The organism is Anaeromassilibacillus sp. D41t1_190614_C2 (assembly GCF_015558525.1).
GTDB classification, from domain to species: Bacteria; Bacillota; Clostridia; order Oscillospirales; family Acutalibacteraceae; genus Anaeromassilibacillus; species Anaeromassilibacillus stercoravium.
In genome coordinates, this window is sequence record NZ_JADMOD010000014.1 from 47,045 (window position 1) to 61,694 (window position 14,650).

The following is a 14,650-nucleotide window of genomic DNA, read 5'->3' on the forward strand; positions in this document are numbered from 1 at the left end:
GGTTCTGGAAAATTCGCCCCTTTCATTCTTCCAATCCTTGACATTTTCCAGCGGAACCCGTATAATGCAAATTGTAAACCTAAATAAATTGTTTAGTTAACAATAGAGGAGGGGCGGTATGACCCGGTTGGAAAAAACGCGAAACCTGATCCTTTGCGCGCTGTTTGCAGCACTGACCGCAGTGCTTTCACAGATTGCCATCCCGATTCAGCCCGTGCCGGTCAACCTGGCAACCTTCTCGGTCTTTGTGGCGGGCGGCGTGCTGGGGGCGAAGCGCGGGGCAATCAGCCAGGCGGTCTATGTCTTGCTGGGGGCGGTTGGCCTGCCGGTGTTTTCCTCCTTTAGCGGAGGAATGGGGATCTTGTTTGGGCCGACGGGCGGCTATATCGTTGGGTACGTTGCGGCGGCATGGCTGGTGGGGCTCTTGTCCGCACGGTGCCATGGGAAGGCATATTGGTTTGCCCTGTCCATGGCTGGCGGGTTGGCGCTCTGCTATCTATTGGGCACCGCCTGGTATATGGTGGTCGCGCATACCGGCCTGGTGGAATCCCTGTTGCTGTGTGTCGTTCCTTTCCTTCCGGGAGATGCGGCCAAGATTGCCGTGGCCGCCCTGCTGGTACCCGTACTGCGCAAGACGCTGTCCAAAGCAGGGATGGCGGTTTCGGTATGAACGGGAAGGCCATACGGCTGCGGCCCCACCACGGGCTCTGCATCCGGCACTTTACGGGAAAGGGCTATAGCCCTGCGTTTGTCGAGAATATGACGCGCGTCATCGCCGGCCTGCAAGCCGCACCGGAGACGGACATCGAACTGACCGCAGGTGCGGACGTCCTCTGCGCGAGCTGCCCACACAATCAAAGCGGCCGGTGCGCGTCCGCGCCAAAGCCCGATGGGTATGACCGTGCCGTGCTGCGGGACTGCGGCCTGCGGTTTGGGCAGCGGATTCCCTGGGACGAATTTGAGCGGCGGGTGGAGCAGCAGATCCTACGGCCCGGCCGCTTGGAGCAGATTTGCCAGGGATGCCAGTGGCTGGATATCTGCCGGGGACAAAGCAGAATCTGTAATAATTGAAATAAATTATACAAAGTGTATCATATTAAACGATACGTTTCGTATAATCATAATGATTTATACGAATAGGATATCGCCTTTAGCGCCTTTATACCGGCGGAGCGATTCAGCGCCCGAAGAGGATACGATCGCTGGGGCGCCACCCGGCCCCTCTTTGTTTGGCACGGAAGGCCGGGATCAGGGTTTTGCACTTCCCATCCCTGGATTCCTCCGCTCGCATTTGACATGCAAAAAGAAATCTGTTACAATAGATAGGCTTGCTCGGAGGGCAAATCATTCGGTAGAAATGATGGGCTGGATAAGGCACAGACTGAAATGTCTGACCTTATCCAGCCTTTTTTATTTGGAAGAAGGAGAATACGAATGGACTTTCTGAACGGCAACATCAAAACCATCTATTTTAAATACTTAGCGGCGGCGTTTGGCAGCGCCCTGATCACGTCGATCTATTCGATTGTAGACATGGCCATGGTCGGCCAGTACCACGGCCCGGAGGGGTCGGCGGCCCTGGCGGTGGTCGCGCCCGTCTGGAACATCATCTATAGCTTTGGGCTCCTGATGGGGATCGGCGGCTCGGTCCTTTTCAGCACCATCCGGGGAAAGGCGGAAGGCCAGGAGAAGCGGTCAAATGCGTATTTTACCGCTTCCGTGATCGGCTCGATCTTTCTTGCGGCGGTCATTTGGCTGGTGGTGATCTTTTTCGACCGCGAACTCCTGCTGCTGTTTGGCGCGCAGGACAACACGCTTTCTCTGGCGCGGGAATACGTGAGCCCCATCAAATTTGCAATCCCGCTGTTCCTGTTCAACCAGATGCTTGCGGCCTACCTGCGGAACGATAAAAACCCCGCGCTGGCCACAGGGGCTGTGTTGGCGGGCGGCATTTTCAATGTGTTTGGGGATTATTTCTTTGTCTTTACATGCGATATGGGCGCGTATGGCGCGGGGCTTGCCACGGCCATCGGTTCGGCCATCACGTTTATCGTGATGCTGTCGCATTTCTTCACGAAGCGGAATACACTGCACTTCGTGAAACCCACCGGCCTGTTCAAAATGCTGAAGGAGATCTCTGTAACCGGATTTTCCACCTTTTTCATTGACGTTGCGATGGGCATCCTCACCATCCTGTTTAACCGGCAGATTATGCACTATTTGGGGACAAATGCGCTGGCGGTGTACGGCGTAATTGTCAACATCAGTACGTTTGCGCAGTGCTGCGCCTACAGTGTTGGGCAGGCCTCCCAGCCCATTATTTCTACAAATTTCGGTGCAAACAAGGGGGACCGGATTCGTCAGACCTTAAAATATGCTTTGGGCACAACGGCCTTTTTCGGCATCTTTTGGACAGCATTGAGTTTGGCGGTTCCCAACCTGTTTATCCGCGTCTTTATGACGCCAACGCCCGAGGTCCTGGAAATTGCTCCAACGATTTTCCGCTGCTATGGCATCTCGTTCCTTTTGCTGCCATTGAACATCTTTTCTACCTATTACTTCCAGGCCCTTATGAAGCCCAAGGTGGCGTTTGTTGTGTCCGTGGCGCGCGGATTGGTGGTCAGCGGGGTCCTGATCTATTTGCTTCCGTTGGTCACGGGGGCGGACTCCATTTGGTTCGCGATGCCCATTACGGAGCTGCTCGTTGCCATCTATGTCGTTTATGAGATGGTAAAATGTACAAAACCTCTGAAAACGAAAGGAGTTGTGTAGGATGAACCGAATCATTACCATTGGCCGCGAATTCGGAAGCGGTGGCCGAGAGTTTGGCCGCCGGTTGGCGGAAGCGCTGGGATTTGCCTATTACGATCAGGAAATCATCAGCGAAATTGCAAAACGGACCTCACTGTCCGAACAGTATGTGGAGGCGATTGTAGAACATCAGCCCTCGTTTTCGTTCCCCATCCATATTGGAAGGAGTTTTTACCCTGCGGTGAACCCTGCTTTTGAGCAGACGATGGCGGTCTATCAGGAGCAGGCGCGCATCATCACACAAATGGCGGCGAAATCCAATTGCGTGATCGTGGGGCGGTGTGCGGATTATATTTTGAAGGAATACCGGCCGTTCCGGATCTTTATCTATGCGGACATGGAAAGCAAAATCAAGCGCTGCCGGGAAAAGGGTCCGGAGGACGAAAAGCTGACCGATAAGGAATTGAAACAGAAGATTACCGGAATCGATAAGAAGCGTGCCAAGTATTATGAGGTCTATACCGGGCACGCCTGGGGAGATAAATTGAATTTTGACCTTTGCATCAACACCACACAGACCGTCATCAAGGAGATTGTACCCGCAATTGCAAGGCTCTTTGTTTGACGGGCCGCAGCAGGCTCCGAAAACCGGGCGCTTCACACCGAAGCGCCCGGTTTTTGTATCTGGAGGGAAACCTCTATACGGAAAAACGCGGAAAAAGCCGCCAGGGAAACAGGACCTCCAACCGGTTATAGGGCCCGAAGATGATTTTATAAAGAAAGCCTTTACGTCCCACCGCATACTCAGGGAACGATAGGGATCGAAATCAAAATAGAAATTTAACATGGATTTTACATAGATTTAACCCGCATCCGTTTTGCTTTCCCCTTGTGCTTTGTATGATATTATAATGGAACATTCTAAATAATTTTTTCAGTTCCTTTGTTATCGACCCCGGTTTAAAAAAACAGGGGCCGTATTTCTATAAATGGGGGGGAATCTGCTGCATGCGTGACGAACACAAAATCATTCAACAGGTCTATGCGGCAAAGGAAGATGTGGAGGCGGCGGACCGTCTGATCGGCATATACATGCCCTTTATCAAGGCGGAAACGGCAAAATATTTAAAACGACCGCCGGTGGAAGGGCACGATGACGAGTTGAGCATCGCGATGATCGCATTTCATGAGGCGATCGGCGGATATTCCCGCGTCCGGGGGGCTTTCCTGAAATATGCGGCGATGCTGATCCGGAGCCGTCTGATCGATTACAGCCGCAGGGAACGGCGGCACAGCCGTACCCTTTCGCTGGACACGCCGGCGGGGGAAGAGGATGCGGCGCTTTTGGATACGCTGCCGGAAGAAAGGGATCACCAGGAGGAAATGCTTTCCCGGGACGCTACCCGTGCGGAAATCGAGGAGTTGACCCGGCAAATGCAGGAATTTGGCGTCAGCATCAGCGACGTGGCGGACAACTGCCCCAAGCAGCAGCGCACGTTGGCCGCGTGCCGGCAAGCGCTGCAATATGCAAGGGAAAACCCGGAGCTCTTCGATGTGCTCTTACATACCAAAAAACTGCCGGTTGGACAGCTCGCGGCCGGCAGCGGCGTGGAACGCAAAACACTGGAGCGGCATCGCAAATACATGGTCGCGCTCCTGTTGATTTATACCAATGGATATGAAATCATTCGAGGCCATTTAAAACAGGTGATGAAAGGAGTGGCGGCAAAATGAGTTATGTCGTTATGGAATGCCACCCCGGTTACGTGGTTTTACTGGATGAAGAGGGCCGGTTTTTAAAAGCGGCAAATCTCCGCTATGAGGTGGGGCAGACGGTATACGATCCGGTGCTGATGAAAGAGGGACCGGCCAAACAACGCCGCACGGCCCGATGGGTCTGCAGCGGGGTTGCGGCAATCGCAGCCTGCTTCCTCTTCCTCTTTGGGTTCGGCTATTACCAGGACTATATACAGCCCTACTCATCCATCTACCTGACCATCAATCCGGAGGTCCAGATGGACCTGAACCGGCATGGGGACGTTGTGGGGCTGGTTGGAACAAACGAAGACGGGGAGAAGCTCCTGGAGGGCTACGACGGCAAGGGGAAGGACAAAGTGATCGTGGCCGATGAACTGGTCGACCGGGCGATTGCGATGGGCTTCCTTTCCGAAGGGGGCCAGGTTTCCATTTCCATCGACTCCCCGGACGACATCCTGTTCCAGGAATACGGGACGGAGCTGCGCACGGAAGTGGAGGAACATCTGGCCGGGCGGATGACGGTTACCGTCGAAATTGTGGACCATAAGAAGGGGCGGCAGGAGCCGCCGGAGAGCGCTTTGCCCGCAGCGCCTTCCCAGCCCGCACAAACGCAGCCGGAGCCGGCGTCCGAACCGGCGGAGCCAGCCGTTGTGCCACCGGCATCTTCCGAGCCCCAAAACACTGGCGGCCAGGACAGCACCAATCCGGCAGGGACGTCCAGCTACAGCGATACCAACGATGGCCCGGGCAACGGCGGTGCGGCCAATGACCCGCCGCCCACCGGCAGCACGCCCGCCCCAGCGGACACGGACTATGGCTCCGGAAACGACGGCGTGACGGATTACGGCGATCGGGACACCGGCAATGGACAGAATAGCGGCGGGGTTTCCGGCAATCTGCCGCCCACCGGCAGCGCGTCCATTCCCGCAGATACGGACTACGGGCCCGGAAACGACGGCGCCACGGACTACAGCGATGGGGATACCGATGACGGTCCGGACGAGGAAGGCGGTACGGACTACGACGGCGGCAACGACCGCGGGGATGATGACGGCGATGACGATGATGACGACGACGATGACGGCGAAGACAGCGATGATTAAATTTAAAAAATTTTTCCAAGAGACCCCGGTTTCTGAAACGCCCCTCCGTAATCTATGGGTGTAAGGCAAAACAAAAGCCACCTGAAATAAGATTGAGAGGAGTTATCAAAATGAAATTGAGAAGAAAAATTTTTGCAGCGGTCTCTTCCCTGGCGATTTTCACAGCAGCCCTTCTGACCGGCTGCGGCTCTCCGGAAACACCGGCAGCCGAAGGCGCTGCGCTGAAAGAAACGGGAACCCTCATGCTGAGCGTGAACCCTGAGATTCAAATCGATTACAACAAAGAGGGAAAAGTGATCGCCCTCGCCGGCCAGAATGAAGAGGGGAAGGGGATTGTAGAAGCCTACCCGGATTACATCGGCAAGAACTGCGACGTTGTTTTGAGAGACCTGGTTGAGAAAATCAACGAGGCCGGATACTTTGTAGAGGACATCGATGGGAACGAAAAGAATATTGTGTTGCAGTTGGAACCCGGATCGGTACTCCCAAGCGACCATTTCCTGGCGGATATGAGCGCCAGCACCCAGGCGGCGGTCAAAGAGATCAGCCTTTCTTCCGGGATTGTGACCATTGACGGCGACGATTATGACCCCGCATATGCGAAGGGCGGGGAGCCCTCCCCCTACATCACCCTGGAAAAAGCGCAGGAGATTGCCCTGACCCAGGCCAACGTCCCGGCAGAAGACGCCGTGTTTGACGACAAGGAGTTCGACCACGACGACGGGACCCCGGTTTTTGAACTGGAGTTCACCGCCAATGGCAATGAATACGAATACGATGTACACGCGGCCACAGGGAAAGTGGTCAAAGCCGGGCACAAGGCGGTCAATGCGCAGGCCGGGCAGCAGCAGGCGAGTTCCTCCGGGGATTACAACGACACGGACTATGGCCCGAACAACGACGGCGTGACGGATTACAACGACACGGACTACGGCCCGAACAACGACGGTGTGACGGACTACAACGACACGGACTATGGCCCGAACAACGACGGCGTGACGGACTACAACGACACGGACTACGGCCCGAACAACGACGGTGTGACGGACTACAACGACACGGATTATGGCCCGAACAACGATGGTGTGACGGACTACAACGACACGGACTATGGCCCGAACAACGACGGTGTGACGGACTACAACGATACGGACTACGGCCCGAACAACGACGGTGTGACGGACTACAACGATACGGACTACGGCCCGAACAACGACGGCGTGACGGACTACAACGATACGGACTACGGCCCGAACAACGATGGGATCACGGACTACAGCGGCGCAACCCATTACGGCGACACCAACTATGACGACGGCGGCAGCGACTACAGCGACAACGACGATGGGAATTCCGATTATGACGGCTAACCCGCCGGAGGCCATCCCTCTGCGGCACGAATACAAGCACCAGATCAACCTGCGGGAAGACCTGGTGCTTTCCCAAAGGCTGCGCAAATTGTTTCCCCATGACCCGCATGCAGGGGCGGACGGATGCTACCGGGTGACGAGCCTCTACTTTGATACCCCCTATGACAGTGCCCTGCGGGAGAAGCTCGACGGGGTGAACCGGAGGGAAAAATTCCGCCTGCGCTATTATGGGGCGGATCCCTCCTTTATCCGCTTGGAAAAAAAGTTTAAGCAGAACGGCCTGTGCGGAAAGCGCAGCGCCCGCATGACGGCGGAGCAGGTGCAAAGCCTTCTGGCCGGCGAATACGGGTTCCTGTTGGACTCCGGGGAACCGCTCTTCATAGAGCTTTACAGCAAACTGCAAGGGAAGGGCCTGCGGCCGAAAACCATCGTCCGCTACGACCGCGAAGCGTTCCTTTATGCGCCCGGCAATGTGCGCATTACCCTGGACCGGGACATCTGTACCGGGCTGGGGAACGTGGATTTCCAAAACCCAGACACGTTTTACCTGCGGGCGCTGGAACAGAGCACGGTGTTGGAGGTCAAATACGATGCGTTTTTACCGGAGCTTGTCCGCATGGCGGTGCAGGTTCCCGGAAGGCAGGCGGCGGCCTGTTCCAAATACGCTGTATGCCGCAGGTTTGATTAAAGGAAAATCGGGAGGAACGGCTGAAATGACTTTTCAGGATATTTTCAAATCCAGCTTTCTGGAGAACATCGCCAGCATCTCCATGCTGGACATGGCGATCGCCCTTGTCTTGGCCTTTCTGTTGGGGCTGTTTATCTTTTTCGTCTATAAAAAGAGCTACAGCGGGGTGATGTATTCCGCCAGCTTCGGCGTGACACTGGTCGCCCTTTCGCTCATCACCACGCTGCTGATTATGACGGTCGTGAGCAATATTGTGCTGTCCCTCGGCATGGTGGGCGCCCTGTCCATTGTGCGCTTCCGCACGGCGATCAAGGAGCCCATGGACATCGCCTTTTTGTTCTGGTCGATTGCGGTGGGCATTGTGCTGGCGGCCGGCCTCATCCCTCTGGCGGTGTTCGGCAGCATCTTTATTGGGGCGGTGCTGGTCGCATTCTCCAAAAGGAAGACGGTGGATTCGCCGTATATCCTGGTGGCGCATTGCGAAAACAGCGGGATCGAGGAACAGGTGCGCATTTTTGTAAAGTCGCAGGTCAAACGGCTGAACCTGAAAAGCAAAAGCGTGTGCAGCGGCTGCGTGGAGCTGAACTATGAAGTCCGCCTCAAGGATGACAACAGCGCCTTTGTCAATCAGCTGGAGGCCATGCCCGGCGTTTCCCGGGTGGTGCTTGTCTCCTACAACGGCGATTATATGGGATAAAGCGATGATAAAAAGTGCATGGATCGACCGGATCTGCATCGGCGCGGCAGCGTTGGCGGCCCTGCTTGCCATACTGCTGATGTTTGGCGAACCGTTGGGGCTCCCAAAGGCCAGCGCCTCGCCGGGGTATGCGTCCCGCCTGTTTAACAGCAGCAGGGTACATACCATCGATCTTCAGATCAATGACTGGGGCGCGTTTGTCGAAAACGCGGGAAAAGAGGAATACGTCCCCTGTACGGTGGAGATCGACGGGGAGGCGTTCCGGCAGGTGGGCCTGCGCGCCAAGGGGAACAATTCCCTGCGCCTGACGGAAGAGTACGGCCTGTCGCGGTACAGCCTCAAGCTGGAATTCGACCAATTCATTGACGGCGGGAATTACTACGGCCTTGACAAATTGTCACTGGACGCCTCCTTTCAGGACAACAGCTACCTGAAAACCTATATGGCCTATGATATGATGGCGTTTATGGGCGTCCCCACCCCGCTGTGCAGCTATGCGTGGGTGACGGTGAATGGGGAAGACTGGGGGCTGTTTCTGGCGGTGGAAGAACCGGAGGAAGCTTTCGCGCGCCGGAATTTTGGCAAGGATTTTGGGCAATTATACAAGCCGGACTATCGTTCCCTGAAGGAGGAGAACGCCGATGTAGCGCTCAAATACATCGACGGGGACCCGGACAGCTACCCCAACATCTTCGAGAACGCGAAGTTTAAAGCGTCGGAGGCCGACCGGGAACGGTTGGTCGAGGCGCTGCGGGTCTTATCGACCGGCGAAAATTTGGAATCGGCGGTCGATGTGGACGAGGTGCTGCGCTATTTTACCGTACAGGTTTTTGTGATGAACTGGGACAGCTATCTGGGACGCACCGGGCATAATTACTTTTTATATGAGGAGGACGGAATTCTCCGCATCCTTCCCTGGGACTATAACCTATCCTTTGGCACCTATGCCCTGGGGATGACCAATCCCATCAAGGACTCCAACGTGCTGATCAATTATCCCATCAACACCCCCGCAGAAGGGGAGGTTATGCGCAACCGGCCCCTGTATCACAACCTGATGAAGCATGACGAATATTTTGCCCGCTATCACAGGTACTTTGATGAATTCCTTTCGGGATATTTTGAGAATGGCCGGTTTGAAGCTGTCCTCCGGCAGACGGAAAAAAGGATTGCCCCCTATGTGGAACGGGACCCGACGGCGTTTTGCTCCTATGAAGATCACCAGCTGGCCGTGGATACGCTGGAACAGGTCTGCCTGCTCCGGGCGCAGAGTGCCCGGGGCCAGCTGGAAGGGAAAATCCCGGCGACCATCCGCGGGCGGCAGGAACAGCCGGAGGCCGGGGTGGACGCTTCTGCCGTATCATTGGCCGCCCTTGGCGATTTTGAGGATTTGGAGTGGGCAAAGGAGAAGCAGGACGCGGCGCTGGAAACGGTCCTACAAAAAGGGGCGTTGTAAAATAGCTGCCAGGCGATATTGTAAAAAAACGGCATCCAGCGGGAAATACCCGCTTGGATGCCGTTTCTGCGAGATCGTTTAAGGGACGCCTTGTGAACGTTGCCTCTTAGCGTCCTTTGTGCGGTGCGCCCGGTTGTTTCATGGGGCAGGGCCCCTTTGGATGGCTGCTGGCAGGGCAACCTGCTCACCAGCCTGAGAGGTGCGCCCGCTGCATGGCGCCCATCGCCTTGGCGCGCAGGTCGGGGAACTGCTGCTCCAGGTTGGCAAGGAGCTCTGCCGTATCCTGGCGGCTGGTTGCGCCGTCCGCAGGGCAGGCGCTTTTGACCACGGGGAAGGCGTTCCGGCGCGCGGCGGCCCGGATGGACGCCTCTTCGGTAAAGATCAGGGGGCGGATCATCCAGAGGTCCTTGCGGGAGAGATACGTCTTGGGGGAAAAGCAGGAGAGCTTGCCGCTGTAGAAGAGGTTCATAAAAAAGGTCTGCACGGCGTCGTCGAAGTGATGCCCCAGCGCCAGCTTGTTGCAGCCCGCTTCCTTGGCCATGTTGTGCAGGATGCCGCGCCGCATGCGCGCGCAGAGGCTACAGGGGTTCTTCTCCTTGCGCTCCTCAAAGATGATCTCCCCCAGGCGCGTGCGGCGCAGATGGTATTCCACACCCAGGGAGGCGCACAGGGAGGCAATAGGGCTGTAATCCGTCTCCTGGCCGCCGAAGCAGGGGTCGGCCGTCAGCGCGACGACCTCAAAAGGCTGCGGGTAGTAGTCCCGCAGGCGGGCCATGCCGCAGAGCAGCGCCAGGGAGTCCTTCCCGCCGGAGACGCCGACCGCAATGCGGTCCCCGGATGATACCATTTCGTAGCGCTCCATGGCGGCGCGCATCTCCCCCATAATCTTTTGCATGAATGATCCCCCGTTTCGCCTCAGACCGCCCCCAGCCATATAACCTATATTATATAATGTATAAGAGCGTTCCAATGGATTCCGTGCTATTATACCGGAAACGCGGCGAAAAGAAAAGTGCCACCCGATTGACATTTCTTTAACAATTGAAATGACGGGGGAGTTTGCAGGAGATAATCGGCCAAAAATGCGAGAAAACGGAAGCTATCCACAAAGTAAATTAAAAATTTCGCATTTTGGTCTTGACACCGTGCGCCGCAGATGGTATATTAAGAACCGCACTGTAGGAAGTGCCATGCCTTTTTGAGGGATGGCCGTCCCGCCAAGAGCCTATCCCTGAGCCGCCGGAAACCCTGCGGCGATTCAGGGATAGGCTCGGGAATCTTGAAAGAATATTGGAGGTAAACGCTATGTCCACGTATATGCCCAAGGCCGGCGAAGTCGACCGCAAGTGGTATGTGATTGACGCGGCAGGAAAGCCGCTGGGCCGTGTTGCTGCCCAGGCTGCGGTTCTTCTGCGCGGCAAGCATAAGCCGACCTATGCTCCCCATGTCGATTGCGGGGATCATGTCATCATCATCAACTGCGCAAAGGCAGTTCTCACCGGCAAGAAGCTGGAGAAGAAGTTCTATTACCGCCACACCGGTTATATCGGCCACCTGAAGGCGGTCCGCTATGACACCCTCATGGAACAGCGTCCGACCAAGGCGATGGAATTGGCCGTCAAGGGCATGATTCCGAGCACCACCATCGGCCGCGCTGCATTGACCAGACTGCGTTTGTTTGACGGCGCGGAGCACAAGCATGCCGCCCAGAAGCCCGCAGCCTGGGAGTTATAAGGGAGGGACTGAACTATGTACGAGAAAGCGCCTTATTTTTACGGAACTGGCAGAAGAAAGAGCTCCGTCGCCCGTGTGCGCCTGTACCAGGGCACCGGCAAGGTGACGATCAACGATCGTGACATCGACGATTATTTCGGTCTCGAGACCCTCAAGCTGATCGTGCGTCAGCCGCTGGTGCTTACCGAGACCAACGAGAAGTTCGACGTTGTCTGCCGTGTGGCAGGCGGCGGCGTAACGGGACAGGCCGGTGCAATCCGCCACGGCATTGCGCGCGCCCTGTTGCAGTACGATTCCGAGAACCTCCGCGCCTCTTTGAAGAAGGCCGGCTTCCTCACGCGCGACCCGAGAATGAAGGAACGCAAGAAGTACGGCCTCAAGGCTGCCCGTCGCGCGCCTCAGTTCAGCAAGCGCTAAACTTTATCAAAAGTGGTCAAAAACCCCGGAACTACGCGGTTTCCGGGGTTTTTCCTTTTCAAATGGTTTGACGCAATTTGACAGAACGAAGCCTCTTTTAACCCGTTTTCTATGGGTTAAATGGTGGACAACCACCCCAAAAAGAGGGCTTATGGGTTAAAAAATAGGACAACCGAGACGCGATTTTGGGATGCCAAGGGGATGTTTATTTATACATCTCCAAGAGACCTTTTTCGTGAAAACGGTTTGTCTGAATTTGACCTAATTTGAACAAAAGAGAATAAATCTAATCGCCAAGCGCTCAGTATTTTCTACTGGGCGCTTTTTGCGTTTCCGGGGAATTTCATTCCGGGATAAGAAAAGGCCGTCACTTTCAATTTTTGAAGTGGCGGCTTTTTCTATTTCCAGAAGCCATAGAACAATTCAGAAATGAGGTGAAGTCATTGAACACGCAAATCATCGCCATCGCCAACCAGAAAGGCGGCGTTGGCAAGACAACCACCTGCGCGAACCTGGGGATTGGGCTGGCGCAGGCCGGAAAGAAAGTGCTGCTGATCGACGGGGACCCGCAAGGCAGCCTGACCATCAGCCTGGGCCACCCCCAGCCGGACAAGCTGCCCTTTACCCTGTCCGACGCGATGGGCCGTATCCTGATGGACGAGCCGCTGCGCCCCGGCGAGGGTATCCTGCACCACCCGGAGGGCGTTGACCTGATGCCCGCAGACATCCAGCTCTCCGGCATGGAGGTCTCCCTGGTGAACGCCATGAGCCGAGAGACCATCCTGCGGCAGTATCTGGACACGCTCAAGGGACAGTATTCCCATATCCTGATTGACTGCCAGCCATCCCTGGGTATGCTCACGGTCAACGCCCTGGCCGCCGCCAACAGGGTCATAATCCCCGTTCAGGCGGAGTACCTGCCCGCCAAGGGCCTGGAACAGCTGCTCCAGACCGTAAACAAGGTGAAGCGGCAGATCAACCCCAAGCTCCAGATCGACGGCATATTGCTGACGATGGTGGACAACCGCACCAACTTCGCCAAGGAGATTGCCGCCCTGCTGCGGGAGACCTATGGCAGCAAAATCAAGGTGTTCGGCACCGAGATTCCCCATTCTGTCCGGGCAAAGGAGATCAGCGCCGAGGGCAAAAGCATTTTTGCCCATGACCCTAATGGCAAGGTGGCCGAGGGCTATAAGAATCTGACCAAGGAGGTGATAAAACTTGAAAAGCAGCGCGAAAAAAGTAGAGCTGGCTCCATACGATGATTTGTTTTCCACCGAGGAAAGCCGCCAGGATGCCAAGCTGGAGAAGATACAGGAAATTCCGCTGTCTGAGCTGCACCCATTTAAGGGGCATCCCTTCAAAGTCAAGGATGACGAGGCCATGATGGAGACCGCCGACAGCGTTCGGCAGTATGGTGTTCTGGTTCCGGCGATCGCCCGCCCGGACCCGGAGGGCGGCTATGAGCTGGTTGCCGGTCACAGGCGGCACCGGGCCAGTGAGCTGGCCGAGAAAGAAACCATGCCTGTCATTGTCCGAGACCTGGACGATGATGCTGCCACTATCATCATGGTGGACAGCAACTTACAACGTGAAAGCCTGCTCCCCAGCGAAAGGGCCTTTGCTTACAAGATGAAGCTGGAGGCTATGAAACACCAAGGCGCACGGGGGGACTTAACTTCGTCCCAACTTGGGACGAAGTTGCGTGCAGATGAATTGTTGGCGCAGCAGGCTGGTTCGAGTAGGAACCAGGTGCAGCGCTATATCCGCCTGACGGAGCTGATTCCCGAACTGCTGGATATGGTCGATGAAAAGAAAATCGCCCTCAATCCGGCTTATGAGCTGTCCTTTCTCAAAAAAGAAGAACAGCGGGATTTGCTGGACGCGATGGACAGCGAACAGGCTACCCCCTCTCTCTCCCAGGCTCAGCGACTCAAGAAATACAGCCAGGAGGGACATCTGACCCTCGATATGATGCGCGTCATCATGGGTGAGGAAAAGAAAAGTGATCTCGACAAAGTGACTTTCACCTCCGACACCCTGCGGAAGTATTTCCCCAAAAGCTATACGCCCCAGCGGATGCAGGAAACCATTATCAAACTGCTGGAGGCGTGGCAGAAGAAGCGCCAGAGAGACCAGGAACGATGAAAGGAGCCGCCTATGAGGGATATTTCAGCCCGTGAGCTGAAAGGACACAATATCTTGGCCGTAGAGCGTTTTCAGGACAGCACCCGCTGGATGATCGAGTTTTCCGTTCAGCGCCCTTGTTCCTACGGCTGCCCCGGCGATGATATGCGGCTGTTTCTTACGGAGGACGGGTATCAGGCCGCCCTCGTAAGCCAGAAGCGTCGGGAAATCAAAATCAAGCGGTATGCCCGTGTGATCGAGGGCCATGTGCTCGACTTCAAACCGGACAAGCGCCGCCGCCACCCGTAAACTCATTATCACTACGAAAGGAAAGGAATGAATATGTGTACTGTCCAGAGCATCAAAGATGCCATCCGGGAAAGTTGCCAGTCCCAGTATGATATGGAATCCACCGACATTGACCGGGTTTTGCAGACCCTCCCGTTTTCGGAGCATGAGCCGATGTTCAGTCATCCGCCGAAGTACAAGCGTCCTTACCGGCCCTGGCAGAACAACAAAAACAGCTGAAAGCCACAGTCTTTTTCACGA

The 14,650-nt window shown here is 55.7% G+C and carries 17 protein-coding genes; 16 read left to right on the forward strand and 1 reads right to left on the reverse strand.

From position 1 onward, the window contains the following. The first annotated feature begins 118 nt into the window (after window positions 1-118). The 10 genes from I2G69_RS11030 to I2G69_RS11075 all read left to right on the forward strand — a co-directional run bounded on the left by I2G69_RS11030 (window position 119) and on the right by I2G69_RS11075 (window position 9,823). Window positions 119-670 carry a biotin transporter BioY gene (locus tag I2G69_RS11030; RefSeq protein WP_195451244.1) on the forward strand — a complete coding sequence of 184 codons (552 nt, stop codon included), beginning with the start codon at window positions 119-121 and terminating at the stop codon, window positions 668-670. Further along, window positions 667-1,071, forward strand: coding sequence for a DUF1284 domain-containing protein (locus I2G69_RS11035; protein ID WP_191521552.1), 405 nt, complete (start codon window positions 667-669; stop codon window positions 1,069-1,071). The genes I2G69_RS11030 and I2G69_RS11035 overlap by 4 nt, the downstream gene beginning before the upstream one ends. Before the next feature lie 363 nt (window positions 1,072-1,434). After that, window positions 1,435-2,772, forward strand: coding sequence for an MATE family efflux transporter (locus tag I2G69_RS11040; protein WP_191448881.1), 1,338 nt, complete (start codon window positions 1,435-1,437; stop codon window positions 2,770-2,772). Window position 2,773: 1 nt separating this feature from the next. Next, entirely contained in the window at window positions 2,774-3,376 is a 603-nt protein-coding gene (locus tag I2G69_RS11045; protein ID WP_191405727.1) for a cytidylate kinase-like family protein, read from the forward strand. A 383-nt stretch (window positions 3,377-3,759) separates the two neighbouring features. Continuing rightward, window positions 3,760-4,485 carry a sigma-70 family RNA polymerase sigma factor gene (locus tag I2G69_RS11050; protein WP_087234575.1) on the forward strand — a complete coding sequence of 242 codons (726 nt, stop codon included), beginning with the start codon at window positions 3,760-3,762 and terminating at the stop codon, window positions 4,483-4,485. Further along, window positions 4,482-5,612, forward strand: coding sequence for an anti-sigma-I factor RsgI family protein (locus tag I2G69_RS11055; RefSeq protein WP_195560789.1), 1,131 nt, complete (start codon window positions 4,482-4,484; stop codon window positions 5,610-5,612). The genes I2G69_RS11050 and I2G69_RS11055 overlap by 4 nt, the downstream gene beginning before the upstream one ends. Window positions 5,613-5,722: 110 nt before the next feature. Continuing rightward, window positions 5,723-6,982, forward strand: coding sequence for a PepSY domain-containing protein (locus I2G69_RS11060; protein WP_195560790.1), 1,260 nt, complete (start codon window positions 5,723-5,725; stop codon window positions 6,980-6,982). After that, window positions 6,921-7,670, forward strand: coding sequence for a polyphosphate polymerase domain-containing protein (locus I2G69_RS11065; protein ID WP_243254950.1), 750 nt, complete (start codon window positions 6,921-6,923; stop codon window positions 7,668-7,670). The genes I2G69_RS11060 and I2G69_RS11065 overlap by 62 nt, the downstream gene beginning before the upstream one ends. A gap of 25 nt (window positions 7,671-7,695) precedes the next feature. Continuing rightward, a complete protein-coding gene (locus I2G69_RS11070; protein WP_195560791.1) occupies window positions 7,696-8,367 on the forward strand; it encodes a DUF4956 domain-containing protein in 672 nt (223 codons plus the stop codon). A gap of 4 nt (window positions 8,368-8,371) precedes the next feature. Beyond that, entirely contained in the window at window positions 8,372-9,823 is a 1,452-nt protein-coding gene (locus I2G69_RS11075) for a CotH kinase family protein (RefSeq protein WP_191448994.1), read from the forward strand. A gap of 184 nt (window positions 9,824-10,007) precedes the next feature. Here I2G69_RS11075 and I2G69_RS11080 read toward each other — a convergent pair whose 3' ends face one another. Beyond that, complete coding sequence (locus I2G69_RS11080; protein WP_195560792.1) at window positions 10,008-10,718, reverse strand: tRNA 2-thiocytidine biosynthesis TtcA family protein; 711 nt, start codon at window positions 10,716-10,718, stop codon at window positions 10,008-10,010. Between the two features lie 410 nt (window positions 10,719-11,128). On the opposite strand from I2G69_RS11080, the gene rplM reads away from it, so the two are divergent. The 6 genes from rplM to I2G69_RS11110 all read left to right on the forward strand — a co-directional run bounded on the left by rplM (window position 11,129) and on the right by I2G69_RS11110 (window position 14,629). Then, window positions 11,129-11,557, forward strand: a complete 429-nt coding sequence (gene rplM, locus I2G69_RS11085; RefSeq protein ID WP_087234568.1) for a 50S ribosomal protein L13 — start codon at window positions 11,129-11,131, stop codon at window positions 11,555-11,557. Between the two features lie 15 nt (window positions 11,558-11,572). Continuing rightward, complete coding sequence (gene rpsI / locus I2G69_RS11090; RefSeq protein WP_054324959.1) at window positions 11,573-11,974, forward strand: 30S ribosomal protein S9; 402 nt, start codon at window positions 11,573-11,575, stop codon at window positions 11,972-11,974. Window positions 11,975-12,417: 443 nt separating this feature from the next. Then, entirely contained in the window at window positions 12,418-13,239 is an 822-nt protein-coding gene (locus I2G69_RS11095; RefSeq protein ID WP_002576359.1) for a ParA family protein, read from the forward strand. After that, on the forward strand, window positions 13,196-14,122 hold the full coding sequence (locus I2G69_RS11100) for a ParB/RepB/Spo0J family partition protein (RefSeq protein WP_002576358.1): 927 nt from the start codon (window positions 13,196-13,198) through the stop codon (window positions 14,120-14,122). Before I2G69_RS11095 ends, I2G69_RS11100 begins: the two co-directional genes overlap by 44 nt. 12 nt (window positions 14,123-14,134) lie before the next feature. Continuing rightward, window positions 14,135-14,410: a DUF5720 family protein gene (locus I2G69_RS11105; protein WP_002576357.1), complete on the forward strand. Its 276-nt coding sequence runs from the start codon at window positions 14,135-14,137 to the stop codon at window positions 14,408-14,410. Window positions 14,411-14,437: 27 nt separating this feature from the next. Beyond that, window positions 14,438-14,629 (forward strand): hypothetical protein, encoded by a 192-nt coding sequence (locus I2G69_RS11110; RefSeq protein ID WP_002576356.1) that lies wholly within the window; start codon window positions 14,438-14,440, stop codon window positions 14,627-14,629. Window positions 14,630-14,650: the final 21 nt, after the last annotated feature.

Coding starts and splice junctions, on each gene's coding strand:
- I2G69_RS11105 (WP_002576357.1), top strand. CDS start 14,135: ATGAGGGATATTTCAGCCCGTGAGCTGAAAGGACACAATATCTTGGCC.
- I2G69_RS11030 (WP_195451244.1), top strand. CDS start 119: ATGACCCGGTTGGAAAAAACGCGAAACCTGATCCTTTGCGCGCTGTTT.
- rplM (WP_087234568.1), top strand. CDS start 11,129: ATGTCCACGTATATGCCCAAGGCCGGCGAAGTCGACCGCAAGTGGTAT.
- I2G69_RS11070 (WP_195560791.1), top strand. CDS start 7,696: ATGACTTTTCAGGATATTTTCAAATCCAGCTTTCTGGAGAACATCGCC.
- I2G69_RS11040 (WP_191448881.1), top strand. CDS start 1,435: ATGGACTTTCTGAACGGCAACATCAAAACCATCTATTTTAAATACTTA.
- I2G69_RS11080 (WP_195560792.1), bottom strand. CDS start 10,718: ATGCAAAAGATTATGGGGGAGATGCGCGCCGCCATGGAGCGCTACGAA.
- I2G69_RS11050 (WP_087234575.1), top strand. CDS start 3,760: ATGCGTGACGAACACAAAATCATTCAACAGGTCTATGCGGCAAAGGAA.
- I2G69_RS11035 (WP_191521552.1), top strand. CDS start 667: ATGAACGGGAAGGCCATACGGCTGCGGCCCCACCACGGGCTCTGCATC.
- I2G69_RS11110 (WP_002576356.1), top strand. CDS start 14,438: ATGAATATGTGTACTGTCCAGAGCATCAAAGATGCCATCCGGGAAAGT.
- I2G69_RS11075 (WP_191448994.1), top strand. CDS start 8,372: ATGATAAAAAGTGCATGGATCGACCGGATCTGCATCGGCGCGGCAGCG.
- I2G69_RS11045 (WP_191405727.1), top strand. CDS start 2,774: ATGAACCGAATCATTACCATTGGCCGCGAATTCGGAAGCGGTGGCCGA.
- rpsI (WP_054324959.1), top strand. CDS start 11,573: ATGTACGAGAAAGCGCCTTATTTTTACGGAACTGGCAGAAGAAAGAGC.
- I2G69_RS11065 (WP_243254950.1), top strand. CDS start 6,921: ATGACGACGGCGGCAGCGACTACAGCGACAACGACGATGGGAATTCCG.
- I2G69_RS11060 (WP_195560790.1), top strand. CDS start 5,723: ATGAAATTGAGAAGAAAAATTTTTGCAGCGGTCTCTTCCCTGGCGATT.
- I2G69_RS11055 (WP_195560789.1), top strand. CDS start 4,482: ATGAGTTATGTCGTTATGGAATGCCACCCCGGTTACGTGGTTTTACTG.